We start from the raw sequence: 15,560 nt of genomic DNA on the forward strand, positions 1-15,560 counted from the left end.
CGCGGTGTGCAGGTCAAGCGCGGGCGGGGGCTTCGCGAGCAAGCTCGCTCCCACAGGGGGCTTCCCACCTGTTGCACGACCTATTGCCTGGCGACGACCTCGCCGGTGAGTTGGGTGCCGGCGGCAAGGGTGGAGTAGATGGTGCCCTTCTGCACGTTGCGGTGCAGCAGCTCGACCATTTCCTCATCGGCATCGGTGCCGACCTCGACGCGATACTCGATCTTCGCGATGGCCGGTGGGTCGTCCTGGCGCCAGCCGCGCAACTGGATGGAGATGCTGTCCACCTCCATGCGCAGCATCGGCAGGGCGCGCTGGATGCCGCGCACCATGCAGGCACCGAGTGACGCCAGCAAAAGCTCCGGGGGACCAAGGGAGACGCTGATTGAATCGCGCATCCGCGCTCGAGTCGCTTTTGCGTGCGAACAAGGCGCGGTGACTGCCGTGCAGTCATTCTGCACAAGGGAGCCGCAACGCCGTGCGCGCGCAAAAGCGGCCGAGCCCCTTCGGGGTTGGCACCCCAGGTTCCCCGATCCTGCGTTGCGGCCCTTGCCGGTAGCACCACTACCGGCTGCGCACCGCGCCTTGTCTCGGAAAACCTGGGGCGCCAACGCGGATGCGCGATTCAATCAGCGTCTCCCTAAGCATCGTCGCGCCCGTCCATGTCGGTGTCCAGGGTGACTTCGGCCTGCTTGGCGTGCGCCAGGCTGCCGTGCGCGTCCACCCGTTCGACGTTCAGCTGATACTCAAGCATGTCATCTCCATCCCGCAGCCGGATCGCAATGCGCGACCCGGCGCCTGGATATCAGTTACTGCCGAGGATGCGCTCGATCACCGCCTGCGGTTCCTGGTAGCCGGACATCTGTTGTCCGCTCTCCGTGATCAGTGCCGGGGTGCCGCGCAGCCCAAGTTGCTGGCCCATGGCCATGTGCTGATCCTGCGGCGTGGCGCAGCTGCCGTCGATGTCGTTCAGCTTGTCGCCTTCCTTGGCCCGATCCATCGCGTCTTCGCGGTCATCCGCGCACCAGATGCGATCCATGATCTCCGGAGAATCGCGACCGAGGACCGGGAACATCAGGTAGCGCACCTTGATGCCAGCCGCCAGATACTCCGGCAGGTCCTGGTGGATTTCGCGGCAGTAGGGGCAGTTCGGGTCGGTGAAGATGTTCAGCACACCGCGAGTGTCACCGTTCGGCGAGTAGGTCACCAGCTCGCTGTCGCCGATGGCGGCGAACATGTCGGCGCGCACCCCGCTGAGCGCGGCCTGGGTCAGGTTCTCGCGGGTGTCCAGATCGACCAGGCTGCCCTGAATCAGATAGCGGCCGTCCCCGGACACATAGAGGATATCGGTGCCATAGCGCACCTCGTAGATGCCAGCCATCGGGGTCTCCCGGATGCTGTCGGCCTCGGCATCCGGAATCACCCGGGCCATGGTTTCCTCGATGGCATCGGTCGCCATGACCGGGGTGCTGAACACGGCCAGGGCCGCGGCAAGGGGAAGAACGCGTTTCAGGAGCATGGATTCTCTCGTGTCAGTACAGAAAACGGAGCCAGTCTAGCAGCCCCCACGCGGGGAACCTGCGAAAGCTGGCAAGAGTGCGTAGTAGACGTCAGCCGCGGGGATGATGTTCCGCATGCAGGCTTTGCAGGCGGGCGCGTGCGACGTGGGTATAGATTTGCGTGGTCGAGAGGCTGCTGTGGCCCAGCAGCATCTGCACCACGCGCAGGTCCGCCCCGTGATCGAGCAGGTGGGTCGCGAAGGCGTGGCGCAGGGTATGCGGCGACAATGGCGATTCGATGCCGGCACTCCGTGCATGAGCCTTGATACGGTACCAGAAGGCCTGGCGCGTCAGCCCGCGCCCGCGGCGGGTGACAAACACCGCCTCGCAGGGCGGGTGGCCATCCATCAGGTCCGGCCGCGCCTCGCGCTGGAAACGGGCCAGCCAGTGCGCCGCCTCCTCGCCCAGCGGCACCAGGCGTTCCTTGTCGCCCTTGCCGGTGATGCGCACCACGCCCTGACGGCTGTTCACCTCCGACTGCTCCAGGCCCACCAGTTCCGACACGCGCAGGCCAGTGGCGTACATCAGCTCCAGCATCGCGCGGTCGCGCAGGCCCACAGCGGTCTCGAGGTCGGGCGCCTGCAACAGGGCGTCCACCTGGGCCTCGGACAGACTGGCCGGTAACGGGCGTCCGGCGCGGGGCGATTCGATCCCGGCACTGGGGTCATCCTCGCGCTCGCCCTGATAGACCCGATAGCGATAGAAACGCCGGATGCTGGACAGCGCCCGGGTAATGGACTTCGGCCGGGCCCCGGCCTGCATGCGCGCGCTGATGTACCCCAGCAGGTCGGGCGCCCCGGCGGTCTCCAGGTCCACGCCCCTGGGCTCCAGCCAGTGCGCCAGGCCCTCCAGGTCGCGGCGGTACGCCGCCAGGGTGTGATCGGAGAGCCCCTCGACCGCCCAGAGCTCGTCCAGGAAACGATCGAGGGGCGACGAGGTCGTCTCGGCGCTGGTCACGCGTTACGGCTGGCCGCCCCCGGGATTGCCCGGATTGCCCGGTGCCCCCGGGGTCTCGGCGCGGAATTTTCCGGCCAGGCTCTCGAACACCTTGGTCAGTTCCAGCGGCAGCGGGAAGAAGATGCTGTTGGCGGTGCCGTTGGTCGACATGTCGGCCATGGTCTGCAGGTAGCGCAGCTGCAGCGCGGCCGGGCTCGCTTCCATCTTCTGCGCGGCCTGCACCAGCTTCTCGGCCGCCTGCAGTTCGCCCTCGGCGTGGATGACCTTGGCGCGGCGTTCGCGCTCGGCCTCGGCCTGGCGGGCGATCGCACGGATCATCGAGTCGTCCAGGTCGACGTGCTTGATCTCGACGTTGGTGACCTTGATGCCCCAGGCGTCGGTCTGCGAGTCGAGGATCTCCTGGATGTCGTTGTTCAGCTTGTCGCGCTCGGAGAGCATCTCGTCGAGATCATGCTTGCCGAGGACCGAGCGCAATGTGGTCTGCGCCAGCTGGCTGGTCGCGGCGTAGTAGTCCTCCACCTGGATCACCGACTTGGCCGAATCCACCACGCGGAAGTACAGCACCGCGTTGACCCGTACCGTCACGTTGTCCTGGGAGATCACGTCCTGACTGGGCACATCGAGGGTGATGATGCGCAGATCGATCCGCACGATCTGCTGGATGCCCGGGATGACGATGATCAGGCCCGGACCCTTGACTGCCTGGAACCGCCCCAGAAAGAAGATGACGCCACGCTCGTACTCGCGCAGCACCTTGATCGACATCACGATGATGGCGATCAGGATGACTAGCGGAACGACAAAGAAACCGAGATCGTTCATGTCCTGCTCCTTCTACGTTGTGAGTACTGCACCGACCGGTCAGCCGGTCGATGCAGTGCCCGGGGTGTCCTCTTCGGTCGCGGGTTCGACCTGCAACTTGAGTCCGTCGATGGCGGTCACCCGCACCTTCTGCCCCTCGCGCACGGGTGCCGAGGTCTCCGCGTTCCACTGCTCGCTGTGGACCCAGACCCGGCCGCTGCGTTCAAAGTCCTCGCGTGCCTCGCCGACCATGCCGATCATCTCTTCATAACCGGTGGCGGGCTTCTTGCCACGCAGCTTGAACAACCGGCCCAACACCCAGACCGACAGGATGCCGATGGCGATGGCCGTGCCAATCACCAGCGGCAGAGCCACATTCAGGTTGGGATCGTCCCACAAAATAATCGAACCGGTCGTAAACGCCACGATTCCTCCTATGCCCAGGGCCCCGAAACTGGGCACAAAGGCCTCCGCGATCATGAAGATCATCCCCAGCAGCATCAGCGCCAGACCCGCATAGTTCACCGGCATCACCTGCAGCGCGAAGAACGCCAGGATCAGCGCGATCGAGCCGATCACGCCGGGATAGATCGCGCCCGGATTGGCCAGCTCGAAGATGATGCCGTAGATCCCCAGCAGCATCAGGATATAGGCAATGTTCGGGTTGGTGATCACGGACAGCAACTGGGTGCGCCAGTCCGGGTCCATGCGCACGATCTCCAGTCCCTCGGTGGAGAGTGTGCGCTCACCGTCGTGCATGCGCACGGTATGCCCGTCGATCTGGGCGAGCAGGTCGTCCAGGTTGTCCGCCACAAAGTCGATGACGTTCTGCTCCAGCGCCGCGGAGGCGGTCAGGTTGGAACCCTCGCGTACCGTCTCCTCCGCCCAGTCGGCGTTGCGATCATAACGCTCGGCCAGACCGCGTATGTACGAGACCGCGTCCTCCAGCACCTTCCGCCCCATCGCGTCGTCGCCACGCCGCGGGGCCGCCTCGTCCTCCAGCAGCTCTTCCTCGCTGGCCGGCTCCACCTCGCCATTGGCCGTTCCGTTACCGTCCGCCGCCGTATCCGTATCATCGTCGCGCGCGTCGCCACGGGCCTCGTCGGCGTCCTCGTCGTCGCGGGCGTCCTCGCCCGCTTCCGGCGGATCCATGCCCGGGAGCCCACCGCCCCCCATCTGCACCGGCGTGGCCGACCCCAGATTGGTGGCCGGGGTCATGGCCGCAACATGCGACCCATAGAGCATGTAGGTCCCGGCACTGGCCGCGCGCGAGCCGGCCGGGTGGACATACGTCACCACCGGCACGTCCGATTGCAGGACGTTCTTGATGATGCTGCGCATACTGGAATCCAGTCCGCCGGGGGTATCCAGCATCAGGATCAGGATCTCGGCGTCTTCCGCCTCCGCGCGTTCAATGCCGCGACGGATGTAATCGCCGGTGGCCGGGCCGATGGCGTCCTCCACGGTCAGCATCAGGCCGTGGCGATCCCCGGTATCGGCCATACTCGCCGCGACCAGCCAGCCCGCACCGAGCACCAGCAAGGCCAGCCACAACAGATGTCGCCAAGGGCGCCATCCGCCCTGTCCCGCGTTGCGCCCGAATGGAACCCGCATGGGCTTCCTCTCCCGTCAGGATGGATTCGTCGTACACTGCGTGCGCACACGCGACAGCCGACACCACCACGATAAACCAAAGCCCGGACCGGCGCCGAACCCGCAGACCCGCATGGAAACGCAGGCAATGCAGACCCCGCCCGAAACCCTCACCGCCGTGATCCTGGCCGGCGGCCAGGGCCGCCGCATGGGCGGGTGCAACAAGGGCTGGGTCGAGTACCACGGGCGCCCGCTGATCGAACACGCGATCGAGCGCCTGCAGCCCCAGGCCGCACAGCTGGCCATCAGCAGCAATACCGATATCGACCGCTATCGGGCGCTGGGGTTTCCCTGTCTGTGCGATCGGCACCCGGATTACCGCGGCCCGCTGGCCGGGATCGCGGCGGCCTTCGCAGCCTTCCCCGGCCAGAACCTCCTGTGCGCCCCGGTGGACGCCCCGCATTGCCCGCGGGATCTCGGCGAACGCCTGCAACAGGCCGTGGACCGGGAACACGCCCCGGCCGCGGTCGCCCACGACGGCGAACGGCTGCAGCCGCTGTTCGCGCTGCTGCGCCCGACCCTGGCGCAGGCCCTGCTGGACGACCTGGAGCGCGGGTCCCTGGCCGCAGGACGCTGGTTTCGCGACATGGGGGCAATCCCCGTCGATTTCTCCGATCAGCCGCAGGCGTTCGCCAACATCAACACACCGGATGACCTGGGGAGGGACTGATCATGATCGCTATACTTTCGATCCCGAACCGCAGTGCCCGGGAACGACGCCCATGACCCAACCGACCATCCCCTCGCCCCTGCCCCGCATCGCCTTCGCCGCCTGGAGCGGCAGCGGCAAGACCACCCTGCTCAAGGGCGTGATCCCGGCCCTGCGCGCCCGCGGCCTGCGCCCGGCAATGATCAAGCACGCCCACCACGAGTTCGACGTGGACAAGCCGGGCAAGGACAGCTTTGAGCTGCGCCACTCCGGGGCGGACCAGATGCTGGTCGCCTCCGGGCGGCGCTACGCCCTGATGGTGGAGACGCCGGAGACCGACGACGGCCGCGTGCCGGATCTCGACATGCTGTGCGCGCGGCTGGACCCGCGACGCTCCGACCTGATCCTGGTCGAGGGCTTCAAGCAGTGGGACCTGCCGAAGATCGAGGTGCACCGCCCGTCGGTCGGCAAGCCGCCGCTGTACCGCGAGGTCGCCGGGGTGATCGCGGTGGCCACCGATGCCCCGACCCTGGACTTCGACGGCCCACTGCTGCCGGTCAACGACCCCGACGCAGTGGCTGCCTTCATCATCGACTACCTGAATATCCATCCCTGAAGCGGAGACATCCCATGCCCGAGGCTGCCCCCGGTTGCGACGAATTCGACCCCAGCGCCAAGACCCTGGAACAGGCCCGTGCCGCGATCCTGGAGGCCTGCCGGACGATCACCCAGAGCGAACAGGTCACGCTGGAAGAGGCCCTCGGGCGCACCCTGGCCCAGCCGATTCACGCACGCATCGACGTGCCACCGGCGGCGGTCTCGGCCATGGATGGCTACGCCCTGCGCGCCGCGGACGCAACGGACGGGGCCTGTCTCGCACTGATGGGCACATCGGCGGCCGGGCATCCCTGGGATGGCGAGCTGCAGCCCGGCCAGTGCCTGCGCATCCTGACCGGCGCGGTCGTCCCGGCCGGGGCCGAACTGGTCATCATGCAGGAGCAGGTGCAGCGGGACGGGGAATCGATCACCCTGCAAAACGGCGGCCTGACAACGGGACACAACATCCGTGGACCGGGCAGTGACACCGCCGCCGGCAGCCCGCTATATGCTTCCGGGCAGCGCATCGGCGCCGCCGAGATCGGGGTCCTGGCCAGTCAGGGTATCGCCCGGGTAAGCGTGCTGCGCCGGCCGCGCGTGGCCTTCTTCTCGACCGGGGACGAACTGGTCCCCGTCGATCAACCGCTGGGCCCGGGACAGATCCACGACAGCAACCGCCACACCCTGCGCGCGCTGCTGAGCGCCTATCCGGTGGAGGTACTGGACTACGGCGTGATCCGCGACACCGAGGCGGAGGTCTCACGAGCCCTGACCCGGGCCGGTGCGGACGCGGACATGATCATCACCACCGGGGGCGTCTCGGTGGGCGATGCCGATCACGTGACCCGCGTACTGCAGGCCTCGGGACAAGTCGGTTTCTGGAAGCTGGCGATCAAGCCCGGACGGCCACTGGCATTCGGACAGTTCGGCCGCGCGCATTTCTTCGGCCTGCCCGGCAACCCGGTGGCGGTGATGACCACCTTCGCCCTGCTGGTGCGCCCGGCCTTGCTGCAGCTGGCCGGGCGCGACGCGACCGAGCCGCAGACCCTGAACGCCCGCCTGCTGGAGGATCTGTACAAGACCCCGGGCCGCAAGGACTTCCAGCGCGCGTTACTCGAGACCGACGACCGCGGCTGGGTGGTCCGCGCCGCCGGCGGCCAGGGCTCGCACCAGCTGCGCGCGATGAGCGAGGCCAACGCCTACGTGGTTTTGCCCCGCGAGTCCAGCGGGGCCCGGGCGGGGGACTGGGTGGAGGTGCTGCCGTTCCGGGAGATCTTCCCGGAGGTGTAACCCGGGTTTCCGCCCGCGCTCAGGGGGACTGGACGAGCGCGGCGAATTCCCGCTCCAGCAGGGCCTCGTCACCCAGGTTGAGCTCGACCAGGCGCCGCAGGTGCGAGGCGGATTCGAGCGGCATCGCCTCGATCTCCACGCCCAGCCACAGGCCTTCGTGCCAGCACACGCGGCCCTCGACGGTGATGCGCGCCTCGCCGCTGAGCGGGATATCGACGCTGACCTCGTCCCCATCGGCCAGGACCGGAAGATCCGCGCCCTCCAGCAGCACCCCCTTCAGGGAGATATCCTCCACGCGAACCGCGCAGTCCCCGCCGTCGGTGAGCAGGGTAGCCGGAAATTCCAGAGGGATACGTTGAAAGCGTCGCTCCATACGGCAAGACTACGCCCACTCCGCGCCTGCGGCCAAATCCAGAACCATCCGGGAATCCCATGACCGAAACCGCCGCCTCGTCCGTCGACGGCCAGCCGACCAGCCTGCTCCGCCGCCTGGCCGCCATCGTCTACGATGCCCTGCTGCTGGTGGCGATCTGGATGGTCCTTGGCCTGCTGGTGGTTGTCCTCGGCAATACCACCGGGCTGTACTCGCCGCGTGTGCACTTCGTGCTCAACCTGATCGTGGCCTGGGGCTTCTTCTACTGGTTCTGGACCCGCACCGGACAGACACTTGGCATGCAGGCCTGGAACATCCAGCTGCGCACCGAGGGGGGCCACGCGGTCAATGCCTGGCAGGCCACCCTGCGCTACCTGGTCGCGGTGGCCCAGTGGCTAGTAATCCTGATGGCGATCTGGGCGGTGCGCGAGCACGGCGCCGTGGCAATCACCGTGGTCACGGCGGCGGCGCTGTTCGCGCTCGGCCTGTCGCAGTTCCACCCGCGCCGCTGGATGCTGCACGACTGGCTCTCCAGCACCGAACTGGTACGCATCCAGGGTCTCGCCAAGCCGCGCTGGAAACAGAACCGCAAGAGCTGATCTCGGACCGGTTGTTTGTTTCACCACGAAGCGCACGAAGACACGAAGAAGGGCGCTTCGTGGTGAACAGCCATCAGGGGGCGAGCCAGAGGCCGAGGTCGTCCAGGGCCTCGGCAATCTCGTCGGCGATGCGACGGTAACCACGGGCGTTGGGGTGCACGGGGTCGGCGCGCAGCTCGCGCTCGGACAACACGCCGGAGAGCACGCCCTCGATCAGGGCCACCTGTTCCTCGCGGGCGAGTTCGCGATAGATCGGATCGTCCCGCAGGCGCCCGGTGGCGGCCCCCAGGGCCGAGGCCCGCGGCACCCCCAGCAGCAATGGCTGGGCCCCGTGTTCATGCACCGCTGCCACCAGGGCGCGCAAATCCTCCTTGACCGCGGCGGGATCGCGCTGGCGCAGAAAGTCGTTGCCGCCCAGCCAGATCAGCACCAGGTCCGGCTGGTGTTCGCGCAGGCTGGGCTCCAGGCGCCCGCGGGCGCTATTGGCGCGGTCGCCCGGCACCCCGTCGTTGATGAGCGTCCAGCCGGTGATCGCCGCCAGCCGCGCCGGATAGTCCTCGCCCGAGCCCGCCCCGGTCCCGTGGGTCACGCTGTCGCCGAAGGCGAGCACCGTGGCCTGGCGCGGGAGTGGCTCGAAGTCGCCCGGGCCCGCGCCACCACAGGCCGCCAGAAGGGCCGCCAGCAGGATCAGGAACCCGCCGCGCAGCCAGCCCCTCATGTCTGACGCCCCATGCGTTGCAGCGCCACCAGCGCAAGGATCAGGAACAGCACCACCGGCAGGCTCGCCGCAACCACCGGGGGCAGGTTGTAGACCAGCCCCAGATGGGTCATCGCGCGCATCACGATGGCGAACGACACGCCGATGGCGATGCCGATGAACAGGCGCCGCCCGGCACCACCCTCGCGCTGCGAGCCGAACAGGAACGGGATCGACAGCAGCAGCATCACGAAGGTGCTGGCCGGCAGGGTCAGTCGCTGCCAGAACGCGACCTCGTAGGGGGCCGAGTCCAGGCGATTTTCCTGCAGGTAGTCGATATAGCGCGCCAGGTTCTGCGCCGCCATCTGGCTCGGCTCGACCACCAGTACGTCGAAGTACTCCGGCGCGATCAGGCGCTCGATGGTCTCCTCCTCCAGGCGTTCGGCCTCGACGCGCTCCAGCGACAGCCGCGAACGCTCCACGCCCTGCAGCCGCCAGGCCCCGTCCTCGTACTGCGCGCTCTGGGCGCGCGTGATCTCGCGCGGCTCGCGGTTCGCATCCACCTCGATGATGCGTACGCCGATCAGGCGATTGCCCGGCAGCACCGCATCCGCCTGCACCATGCGCTGGCCATCGCGCGCCCAGAGCCCGATGGGGCTCACACTCAGCTGTTCATCGAAGGCGCTGGCCTTCAGGTTCTGTGCGCGGCTCTCGGCGGCCGGGGCGAAGAATTCGCCGACCACCACCATCACCACCACGACCACCAGCCCGGCCTGCATCACCCAGCCGATGAAGCGCCCAAGCGTCATCCCGGCGGCCCGCATCGCGGTCAGCTCGCTGTTGGCAGCCAGATTGCCCAGCCACAGCAGTCCGCCGAGCAGCGCCGCCGGGGGCAGCATGTCGTACATCCGCCGCGGCAGGGTCAGCGCCACATACAGCAGCGCCTCGGTCAGGCCATAGTTGCCACGCCCGGTGTCACGCAGCTCGTCAATCAGCGCGAAGACCGCATCCAGCGCCACCAGCAGGACCACGGCCAGCGCCGTCCCGATCAGGACCTGACGCATGATGTAGCGACCCAGCACGGTCGTCACGAAGCCACCTCGTCACGCTCGACGCGGCGAGGGCCGCCACCCGCGCCCCGGCCAAGGCCCAGCATGCCCTTGCGCCAGGCCAGCCACAGCCAGAGAACCAGCATCAGGCCGTGCGTCCACCAGAGCCCCAGGGCCAGTGGCGTGCGGCCGTCCGCCAGCTGCCCCTGCCCCAGGATCAGGAAGTTCGCGTACAGCACATAGACGCCGATCGCCGCCGGGATGCGGGCATAACGCCCGGAACGGGGCGGCACCTGGGCCAGCGGCAGTGCAATCAGGGTCAGCACCAGGATGGACAGTGGCATCGCAATGCGCCATTCGAGCTCCGCACGGTGTTCCGGCCGATCACGCTCCGCCCACAGCTGAAGCGTCGACATCGCGTTCAGCGAGCGCCGCCCGGCCCCGGCATCCGGTTCGGTGATCTGGGTCCGCAGTCGCTCGAACTCGAGCATGCGGAAGCTGCCCTCGCCGGGCACGCCGACATGGCGATAGCCGTTCTCGAGGATCAGGAAACCACTACCCTCGGCCCCCGGGTCGGGAATCGCGCGCTCGGCTACGGTCACCTGCGCCTCGCCGTCGACCTCGCGGTAGATGAACACCTCGAGCAGGGCCTCGCGGTCCTCGCTCAAGCGCTCGGCGAAGAAGACCTGCTCGCCAACCCGCGAGCGCAGGAAGCGCCCGGGCGTGATGCCGACCAGGTCGGAGCGTGTCTCGGCGAGGTCGCGCAGTTGATCGATCTGGGCCTCGGTGCGTGGCACCACCAGCGTCATCAGCACCAGCAACAGCAGCGTGGCTGGCGCAGCCACCCAGAACAGCGCGCGATAAAACGCGGCGAAGGACATGCCGCTGGCCTGCAGCGCCACCAGCTCGCTGTCGCGCTGCAACCGGCCCAGCACCAGCATGAAGGCCAGGAACAGCGCCACCGGCCAAAGGAACACAATGCCCTTGAACGCGCCGAAGGCGACCATGCCCGGCAGGAAATCCACGGGGATACTGCCCTCGGCGACATCGCGCAGCACCCGCCCCAACACGCCGCCGATGATCACCAGCAACAGCACGACGGTGACCGCGGTCTGCGTGACCAGCAGCTCGCGGGCGATAAGACGCTCGGCGCGGCGCAGGATCATGCGCGCATTACCCCGCGGCCCGCGCGGCGCGTGGTCGGGCGCCGCTTGGCGCTGGTACCATGATCGAACTCATTTTCGGGAGGCATTCATGCAATTCTCCGTCACCACCTCGACCCTCGACAAACCCCGCGCCGGCATCCGCGCCGCCGGGATCGCCCACAAGCGCAAGCCGGCCGCGGGCGCCACCGCCCTGGATGCCGCGCGCGATGGCGAGATCACCGCCCTGCTGAAGGCCGGCGAGATGGACGGCGAGGCCGGCAGCCGGCTGTTGCTGCCTACCGGTGGAGGCAAGGGTAACGCACTCCTGATCGGCCTGGGCGCGAAGAAAGACTTCGACGCCCGCGCCGCGCGCAAGGCGGCGCAGACGTTGGCGGCCGCCCTGGTCGAGCGCCCCGCCACCAGCGCGGTGATCGCGGTGGCGGACTTCCAGCCGCGCGGCAAGGACATCGCCTGGACGGTGCATACCCTGGTGGCGGCGATCTCGGATGCCGCCTACCGCTTCACCCCGTTCAAGGGCAAGGAGAAGACCACCCCGGTGAAGCTGGAGAAGATCCAGCTCAGCGTGGAGCGCGACGAGGCCGAGGCGGCGAAGCGCGCCTGCAGCGAGGCTGCGGCGATCGCCACCGGCGTCAATCGCGCCAAGGACCTGGGCAATACCCCGCCGAATGTCTGCTACCCGGAGAGCCTGGCCGACACCGCGCGCGAAATGGCGAAGCAGCACAAGAAGCTGAAGACCACGGTGCTGGACGAGAAGGACCTGGAGAAACTCGGCGCCGGCGCAATCCTGGCCGTAGGCAAGGGCTCCGAGCGCCCGCCGCGCCTGATCGCCATGGAATACTCCGGCGGCAACAAGGGCGACGCCCCGGTGGTCCTGGTCGGCAAGGGCATCACCTTCGACACCGGCGGCATCTCGCTCAAGCCCGGTGCCGAAATGGACGAGATGAAGTACGACATGTGTGGCGCGGCCAGCGTGTTCGGCGTGATCGAGGCTTGCTGCGAACTGGAGTTGCCGATCAATGTGATCGGCGTGGTGACCAGTGCCGAGAACATGCCCGACGGCCGCGCGACCCGCCCCGGCGATATCATCACTACCCTGTCCGGGCAGACGGTGGAGATCCTGAACACCGACGCCGAGGGCCGCCTGGTCCTGGCCGACGCCCTGACCTGGGTCGAGCGCTACAAGCCGAAGGCGGTGATCGACATCGCCACCCTGACCGGTGCCTGCATCATCGCGCTGGGGCACCAGGGCGCGGCCGTGCTCGGCAACAACGAGCGTCTGGCCAAGGGCCTGCTGGCCGCCGGCGAAGAGAGCGGGGATCGCGCCTGGCAGCTCCCGCTGTGGCCGGAGTACCAGGAACAGCTGAAGAGCAATTTCGCCGACATGGCCAACATCGGCGGGCGCCCGGCCGGCACCATCACCGCCGCCTGCTTCCTGTCGCGCTATACCGAGGACTACACCTGGGCGCATGTCGACATCGCCGGCGTGGCCTGGAAGAGCGGCAAGGAAAAGGGCGCGACCGGGCGCCCGGTGCCGATGCTGATGCGCTACCTGCTCGACCAGGCCTGATCGCGGTCCGGCGGGCATGACCCACGTCAGCTTCTACCTGCTCGAGGACCCGGCCCCGGAGGCACGCCTGCGCTTCGTCTGCCGTCTGGCAAAGAAGGCCAGCGGGCAGGGACATCGAGTACATATCCATACCGGCTCGCCGGAGCTGACGCGCACCCTGGATGAATGGTTGTGGACCTTCGAGGACACGGCCTTCCTGCCGCACAGCACCGACGTGCGCGACACGGATGTCCCGGTCTCCCTGCACGAGGCGCATGCGCCGTCGGATCGTTGCGACGTGCTGATCAACCTCGCCCCCGAGGTCCCCGAGTACTGTGGCCGTTTCGAACGGGTCGCCGACATCGTCGGTGGCGACGAGACGGGACGCGAGGCCGGCCGTAGCCGCTACCGCTTCTTCAAGGAGCGCGGCTACCCGCTGGAACACCACAAGATCCAGTAACGACCGCGGGAGACGCCGATCCGACGCGCGGCGGCGGGTCGGGGATCTCGCGCAGCCAGGCCTCCAGCTCGAACAGGGGCAACCCGACCACGTTGGTGTAGGAGCCCTCGATCCACTCGACAAAGGCGGCGCCGCGGCCCTGGATGGCGTAGGCACCGGCCTTGCCGCGCGGCTCGCCGGTCGCCCAGTAGGCCTCGATGTCGGCCGGGCTCAGCTCGCGCAGGCGTACCCGGGTCGTCACGTGACGGGCGCGCAGGGCCTCGCCGGGGCGCCAGAGGGCCATGCCGGACACGACCCGGTGCTCGCGTCCGGACAGCCGCCCGAGCATGGCGGCGGCGTCGGCGAAATCCGCGGGCTTGCCCAGTGCGTCGTCGTCCACGGCGACCACGGTGTCGGCCGCCAGCACCCACTGGCCGGAAGCCAGGCGATCGCGAGCCGCCTCCGCCTTGGCGACGGCCAGGCGCTCGACCAGGGCCTCCGGCGTCTCGCCCGGCCGCGCGCTCTCGTCCACGTCCATCGGCGCCACCTCGAAGGCGAGCTGGACCTGCTCCAGCAGTTCCCGCCGACGCGGCGAGGCGGAGGCGAGCAACAGCGGCGGCGTCAGGCTCATGCGGGACTCAGGCGCGGTGATAGGGGTGGTTGTTCAGCAACGACCACGCGCGGTAGAGCTGCTCGGCGACCAGCACCCGCACCAGCATGTGCGGGAAGGTCAGCGGCGATAGCGACCAGGCCCATTCGGCGCGGGCACGCACGGCCTCGTCCAGCCCGGCGGCCCCGCCAATCACCAGCGCGACGTCGCGACCGTCCGCCTGCCAGTCCTCCAGGCGCTTGGCCACACCCTTGGTGTCGACCGCCTTGCCGCGCTCATCCAGCAGGATCACGCGCGCACCCTCGGGAATCGCCTTCAGCAGGATCTCGCCCTCGCGGCGCAGGAGCGTGGTGGTGTCCATCGACTTCGCGCCCGAGGGGCCCGCCAGCGCTTGCAGGTTCAGCTCCAGCTCGCGCGGCAGGCGCCCGGCGTATTCGGCGAAGCCGTCCGCCACCCAGTCGGGCATGCGCTTGCCGATCGCGATCAGGTCCAGGCGCATCGGGCGAAGCCTCGCTCGGCGTTCAGCGCCGCAGGCGCCGGACCCGCTCCAGGCTGGGGTCCTCGGGGGCGGCCTTTTCGGTGTCCGCGGCCTCCTCCGCCATCCAGAGCTTCTCCAGGTTGTAGAAGTCGCGGGTCTCCGGGAGCATCACGTGAACGATCACATCGTTCAGGTCCACCAGCACCCACTCCTGGCTCTCCTGACCCTCGACCCCCAAGGGCGGGATGCCGGCCTGCTTGGCCTCGGTGGCCACCGACTCGGCGGTGGACTGCACGTGACGCCCCGAGGTCCCGGAGGCGATCACCATGAAATCCGTCAGCGTGGTCTTGCCACGCACGTCGATGGTGCGGATGTTCTGTGCCTTCATGTCGTCCAGAGCGGTGGTCACCAGCTCCAGGAGTTGTTCGCTGTTCATTGTGTCGGTCATGTCCCGTGATTGCGGTTCGACCCGGCCCGGTACAGACCGTGGTCCTGGATGTAGCGATTGACGGCCCCGGGGAGCAGGAAGCGCGGGCTGCGCCCGGCCTGCAGTTCGTCCCGGATGGCGGTGGCGGAGATGTCGAGCTGGGTCACCGGCTGGAAGTAGACCAGCCCCCCGGGCGCCTTGCGCAGCGCCGCCGGGTCGTGCGTCGCGGCGTTCCCCAGCCAGCCGCCCAGATCGTGGGAGGCCGGGCTGCCGGGGCGGTGCGAGACCACGATATGCGCCAGCTCGAAGATCTGCTGCCAGCGGTTCCACGATGGCAGCCCGGCGAAGGCGTCCATGCCCATGATCAGCACCAACGGCGCGTCCGGCCCCAGCTCCTCGCGGAAACTGAGCAGGGTATCCACGGTGTAGGACGGCCCCTGACGATCCAGCTCGCGACGGTCGGCGACGAATCCCGGTACGTCCGCAATCGCCTGCTCCACCATCGCCAGGCGGTCGTCGCTGCCGGTGCCGGGGCTCGTGCGATGCGGCGGTACGTGGCAGGGGATGAAGTGCACGCGCTCCAGCCCCAGGTGCTGCTGGATCTCCAGCGCCGGGCGCAGGTGGCCGAAGTGGATCGGGTCGAAGGTGCCGCCGAGGATCCCGATCACGCGGG

The 15,560-nt window shown here is 68.4% G+C and carries 18 protein-coding genes and 1 pseudogene; 6 read left to right on the forward strand and 13 right to left on the reverse strand.

Annotation, left to right across the window (positions count from 1 at the left end):
* Nucleotides 1-80: 80 nt before the first annotated feature.
* From D579_RS14265 to D579_RS0111095, 5 genes and pseudogenes are all read right to left on the reverse strand, one after another.
* Nucleotides 81-371 (reverse strand): annotated as a pseudogene (locus D579_RS14265) (OsmC family protein); the annotation flags it as partial.
* A 431-nt stretch (nt 372-802) separates the two neighbouring features.
* The gene (locus D579_RS0111080; protein WP_018952064.1) at nt 803-1,516 is read right to left on the reverse strand and encodes a DsbC family protein; all 714 of its coding nucleotides are present in this window, start codon (nt 1,514-1,516) and stop codon (nt 803-805) included.
* 91 nt (nt 1,517-1,607) lie between these two features.
* Nucleotides 1,608-2,513, reverse strand: coding sequence for a site-specific tyrosine recombinase XerD (xerD, locus tag D579_RS0111085; protein ID WP_018168175.1), 906 nt, complete (start codon nt 2,511-2,513; stop codon nt 1,608-1,610).
* A gap of 3 nt (nt 2,514-2,516) precedes the next feature.
* Nucleotides 2,517-3,335, reverse strand: a complete 819-nt coding sequence (locus tag D579_RS0111090; RefSeq protein ID WP_018168176.1) for a slipin family protein — start codon at nt 3,333-3,335, stop codon at nt 2,517-2,519.
* A gap of 39 nt (nt 3,336-3,374) precedes the next feature.
* Nucleotides 3,375-4,928 carry a nodulation protein NfeD gene (locus D579_RS0111095; protein ID WP_026289514.1) on the reverse strand — a complete coding sequence of 518 codons (1,554 nt, stop codon included), beginning with the start codon at nt 4,926-4,928 and terminating at the stop codon, nt 3,375-3,377.
* A gap of 127 nt (nt 4,929-5,055) precedes the next feature.
* Between D579_RS0111095 and mobA the strand changes: the two genes are divergently transcribed.
* From mobA to glp, 3 genes are read left to right on the forward strand one after another with little or no spacing between them, the layout of a single operon-like run.
* Entirely contained in the window at nt 5,056-5,637 is a 582-nt protein-coding gene (gene mobA / locus D579_RS0111100; protein WP_018168178.1) for a molybdenum cofactor guanylyltransferase MobA, read from the forward strand.
* 52 nt (nt 5,638-5,689) lie between these two features.
* Entirely contained in the window at nt 5,690-6,232 is a 543-nt protein-coding gene (mobB, locus tag D579_RS0111105; RefSeq protein ID WP_018168179.1) for a molybdopterin-guanine dinucleotide biosynthesis protein B, read from the forward strand.
* Between the two features lie 14 nt (nt 6,233-6,246).
* The gene (gene glp / locus D579_RS0111110) at nt 6,247-7,503 is read left to right on the forward strand and encodes a gephyrin-like molybdotransferase Glp (protein WP_018952066.1); all 1,257 of its coding nucleotides are present in this window, start codon (nt 6,247-6,249) and stop codon (nt 7,501-7,503) included.
* A 19-nt stretch (nt 7,504-7,522) separates the two neighbouring features.
* On the opposite strand, the gene D579_RS0111115 is transcribed toward glp, so the two are convergent.
* On the reverse strand, nt 7,523-7,876 hold the full coding sequence (locus tag D579_RS0111115) for a PilZ domain-containing protein (RefSeq protein WP_018168181.1): 354 nt from the start codon (nt 7,874-7,876) through the stop codon (nt 7,523-7,525).
* A 59-nt stretch (nt 7,877-7,935) separates the two neighbouring features.
* Between D579_RS0111115 and D579_RS0111120 the strand changes: the two genes are divergently transcribed.
* Nucleotides 7,936-8,475, forward strand: coding sequence for an RDD family protein (locus D579_RS0111120; protein WP_018168182.1), 540 nt, complete (start codon nt 7,936-7,938; stop codon nt 8,473-8,475).
* Nucleotides 8,476-8,548: 73 nt separating this feature from the next.
* Here the strand turns inward: D579_RS0111120 and D579_RS0111125 are convergent, their stop codons facing one another.
* From D579_RS0111125 to lptF, 3 genes are read right to left on the reverse strand one after another with little or no spacing between them, the layout of a single operon-like run.
* Nucleotides 8,549-9,193: a GDSL-type esterase/lipase family protein gene (locus D579_RS0111125; protein ID WP_018952067.1), complete on the reverse strand. Its 645-nt coding sequence runs from the start codon at nt 9,191-9,193 to the stop codon at nt 8,549-8,551.
* The gene (gene lptG, locus D579_RS0111130) at nt 9,190-10,263 is read right to left on the reverse strand and encodes an LPS export ABC transporter permease LptG (protein WP_018952068.1); all 1,074 of its coding nucleotides are present in this window, start codon (nt 10,261-10,263) and stop codon (nt 9,190-9,192) included. Before lptG ends, D579_RS0111125 begins: the two co-directional genes overlap by 4 nt.
* The gene (lptF, locus tag D579_RS0111135) at nt 10,260-11,387 is read right to left on the reverse strand and encodes an LPS export ABC transporter permease LptF (protein WP_018952069.1); all 1,128 of its coding nucleotides are present in this window, start codon (nt 11,385-11,387) and stop codon (nt 10,260-10,262) included. Before lptF ends, lptG begins: the two co-directional genes overlap by 4 nt.
* A gap of 88 nt (nt 11,388-11,475) precedes the next feature.
* On the opposite strand from lptF, the gene D579_RS0111140 reads away from it, so the two are divergent.
* Complete coding sequence (locus tag D579_RS0111140; protein ID WP_018952070.1) at nt 11,476-12,954, forward strand: leucyl aminopeptidase; 1,479 nt, start codon at nt 11,476-11,478, stop codon at nt 12,952-12,954.
* 16 nt (nt 12,955-12,970) lie between these two features.
* Nucleotides 12,971-13,393 carry a DNA polymerase III subunit chi gene (locus tag D579_RS0111145; RefSeq protein ID WP_018938788.1) on the forward strand — a complete coding sequence of 141 codons (423 nt, stop codon included), beginning with the start codon at nt 12,971-12,973 and terminating at the stop codon, nt 13,391-13,393.
* Here D579_RS0111145 and D579_RS0111150 read toward each other — a convergent pair.
* From D579_RS0111150 to nadD, 4 genes are read right to left on the reverse strand one after another with little or no spacing between them, the layout of a single operon-like run.
* On the reverse strand, nt 13,350-14,003 hold the full coding sequence (locus D579_RS0111150) for a nucleoside triphosphate pyrophosphatase (protein WP_018952071.1): 654 nt from the start codon (nt 14,001-14,003) through the stop codon (nt 13,350-13,352). The genes D579_RS0111145 and D579_RS0111150 overlap by 44 nt on opposite strands.
* A gap of 7 nt (nt 14,004-14,010) precedes the next feature.
* The gene (rlmH, locus tag D579_RS0111155; RefSeq protein ID WP_018938786.1) at nt 14,011-14,481 is read right to left on the reverse strand and encodes a 23S rRNA (pseudouridine(1915)-N(3))-methyltransferase RlmH; all 471 of its coding nucleotides are present in this window, start codon (nt 14,479-14,481) and stop codon (nt 14,011-14,013) included.
* A gap of 22 nt (nt 14,482-14,503) precedes the next feature.
* Complete coding sequence (gene rsfS, locus D579_RS0111160) at nt 14,504-14,896, reverse strand: ribosome silencing factor (RefSeq protein WP_018146421.1); 393 nt, start codon at nt 14,894-14,896, stop codon at nt 14,504-14,506.
* 8 nt (nt 14,897-14,904) lie between these two features.
* Nucleotides 14,905-15,555, reverse strand: coding sequence for a nicotinate-nucleotide adenylyltransferase (gene nadD / locus D579_RS0111165; RefSeq protein ID WP_018952072.1), 651 nt, complete (start codon nt 15,553-15,555; stop codon nt 14,905-14,907).
* Between the last annotated feature and the right edge of the window lie 5 nt (nt 15,556-15,560).

Origin of the sequence: Thioalkalivibrio sp. AKL12 (genome assembly GCF_000377925.1) — a bacterium.
Lineage (GTDB): Bacteria > Pseudomonadota > Gammaproteobacteria > Ectothiorhodospirales > Ectothiorhodospiraceae > Thioalkalivibrio > Thioalkalivibrio versutus.

What these genes read in the sequence shown, in the direction of transcription:
- D579_RS0111080 (WP_018952064.1), bottom strand. Translation starts at nt 1,516, where the DNA reads ATGCTCCTGAAACGCGTTCTTCCCCTTGCCGCGGCCCTGGCCGTGTTC.
- D579_RS0111090 (WP_018168176.1), bottom strand. Translation starts at nt 3,335, where the DNA reads ATGAACGATCTCGGTTTCTTTGTCGTTCCGCTAGTCATCCTGATCGCC.
- D579_RS0111095 (WP_026289514.1), bottom strand. Translation starts at nt 4,928, where the DNA reads ATGCGGGTTCCATTCGGGCGCAACGCGGGACAGGGCGGATGGCGCCCT.
- mobA (WP_018168178.1), top strand. Translation starts at nt 5,056, where the DNA reads ATGCAGACCCCGCCCGAAACCCTCACCGCCGTGATCCTGGCCGGCGGC.
- mobB (WP_018168179.1), top strand. Translation starts at nt 5,690, where the DNA reads ATGACCCAACCGACCATCCCCTCGCCCCTGCCCCGCATCGCCTTCGCC.
- glp (WP_018952066.1), top strand. Translation starts at nt 6,247, where the DNA reads ATGCCCGAGGCTGCCCCCGGTTGCGACGAATTCGACCCCAGCGCCAAG.
- D579_RS0111115 (WP_018168181.1), bottom strand. Translation starts at nt 7,876, where the DNA reads ATGGAGCGACGCTTTCAACGTATCCCTCTGGAATTTCCGGCTACCCTG.
- D579_RS0111120 (WP_018168182.1), top strand. Translation starts at nt 7,936, where the DNA reads ATGACCGAAACCGCCGCCTCGTCCGTCGACGGCCAGCCGACCAGCCTG.
- D579_RS0111125 (WP_018952067.1), bottom strand. Translation starts at nt 9,193, where the DNA reads ATGAGGGGCTGGCTGCGCGGCGGGTTCCTGATCCTGCTGGCGGCCCTT.
- lptF (WP_018952069.1), bottom strand. Translation starts at nt 11,387, where the DNA reads ATGATCCTGCGCCGCGCCGAGCGTCTTATCGCCCGCGAGCTGCTGGTC.
- D579_RS0111140 (WP_018952070.1), top strand. Translation starts at nt 11,476, where the DNA reads ATGCAATTCTCCGTCACCACCTCGACCCTCGACAAACCCCGCGCCGGC.
- D579_RS0111145 (WP_018938788.1), top strand. Translation starts at nt 12,971, where the DNA reads ATGACCCACGTCAGCTTCTACCTGCTCGAGGACCCGGCCCCGGAGGCA.
- D579_RS0111150 (WP_018952071.1), bottom strand. Translation starts at nt 14,003, where the DNA reads ATGAGCCTGACGCCGCCGCTGTTGCTCGCCTCCGCCTCGCCGCGTCGG.
- rlmH (WP_018938786.1), bottom strand. Translation starts at nt 14,481, where the DNA reads ATGCGCCTGGACCTGATCGCGATCGGCAAGCGCATGCCCGACTGGGTG.
- rsfS (WP_018146421.1), bottom strand. Translation starts at nt 14,896, where the DNA reads ATGAACAGCGAACAACTCCTGGAGCTGGTGACCACCGCTCTGGACGAC.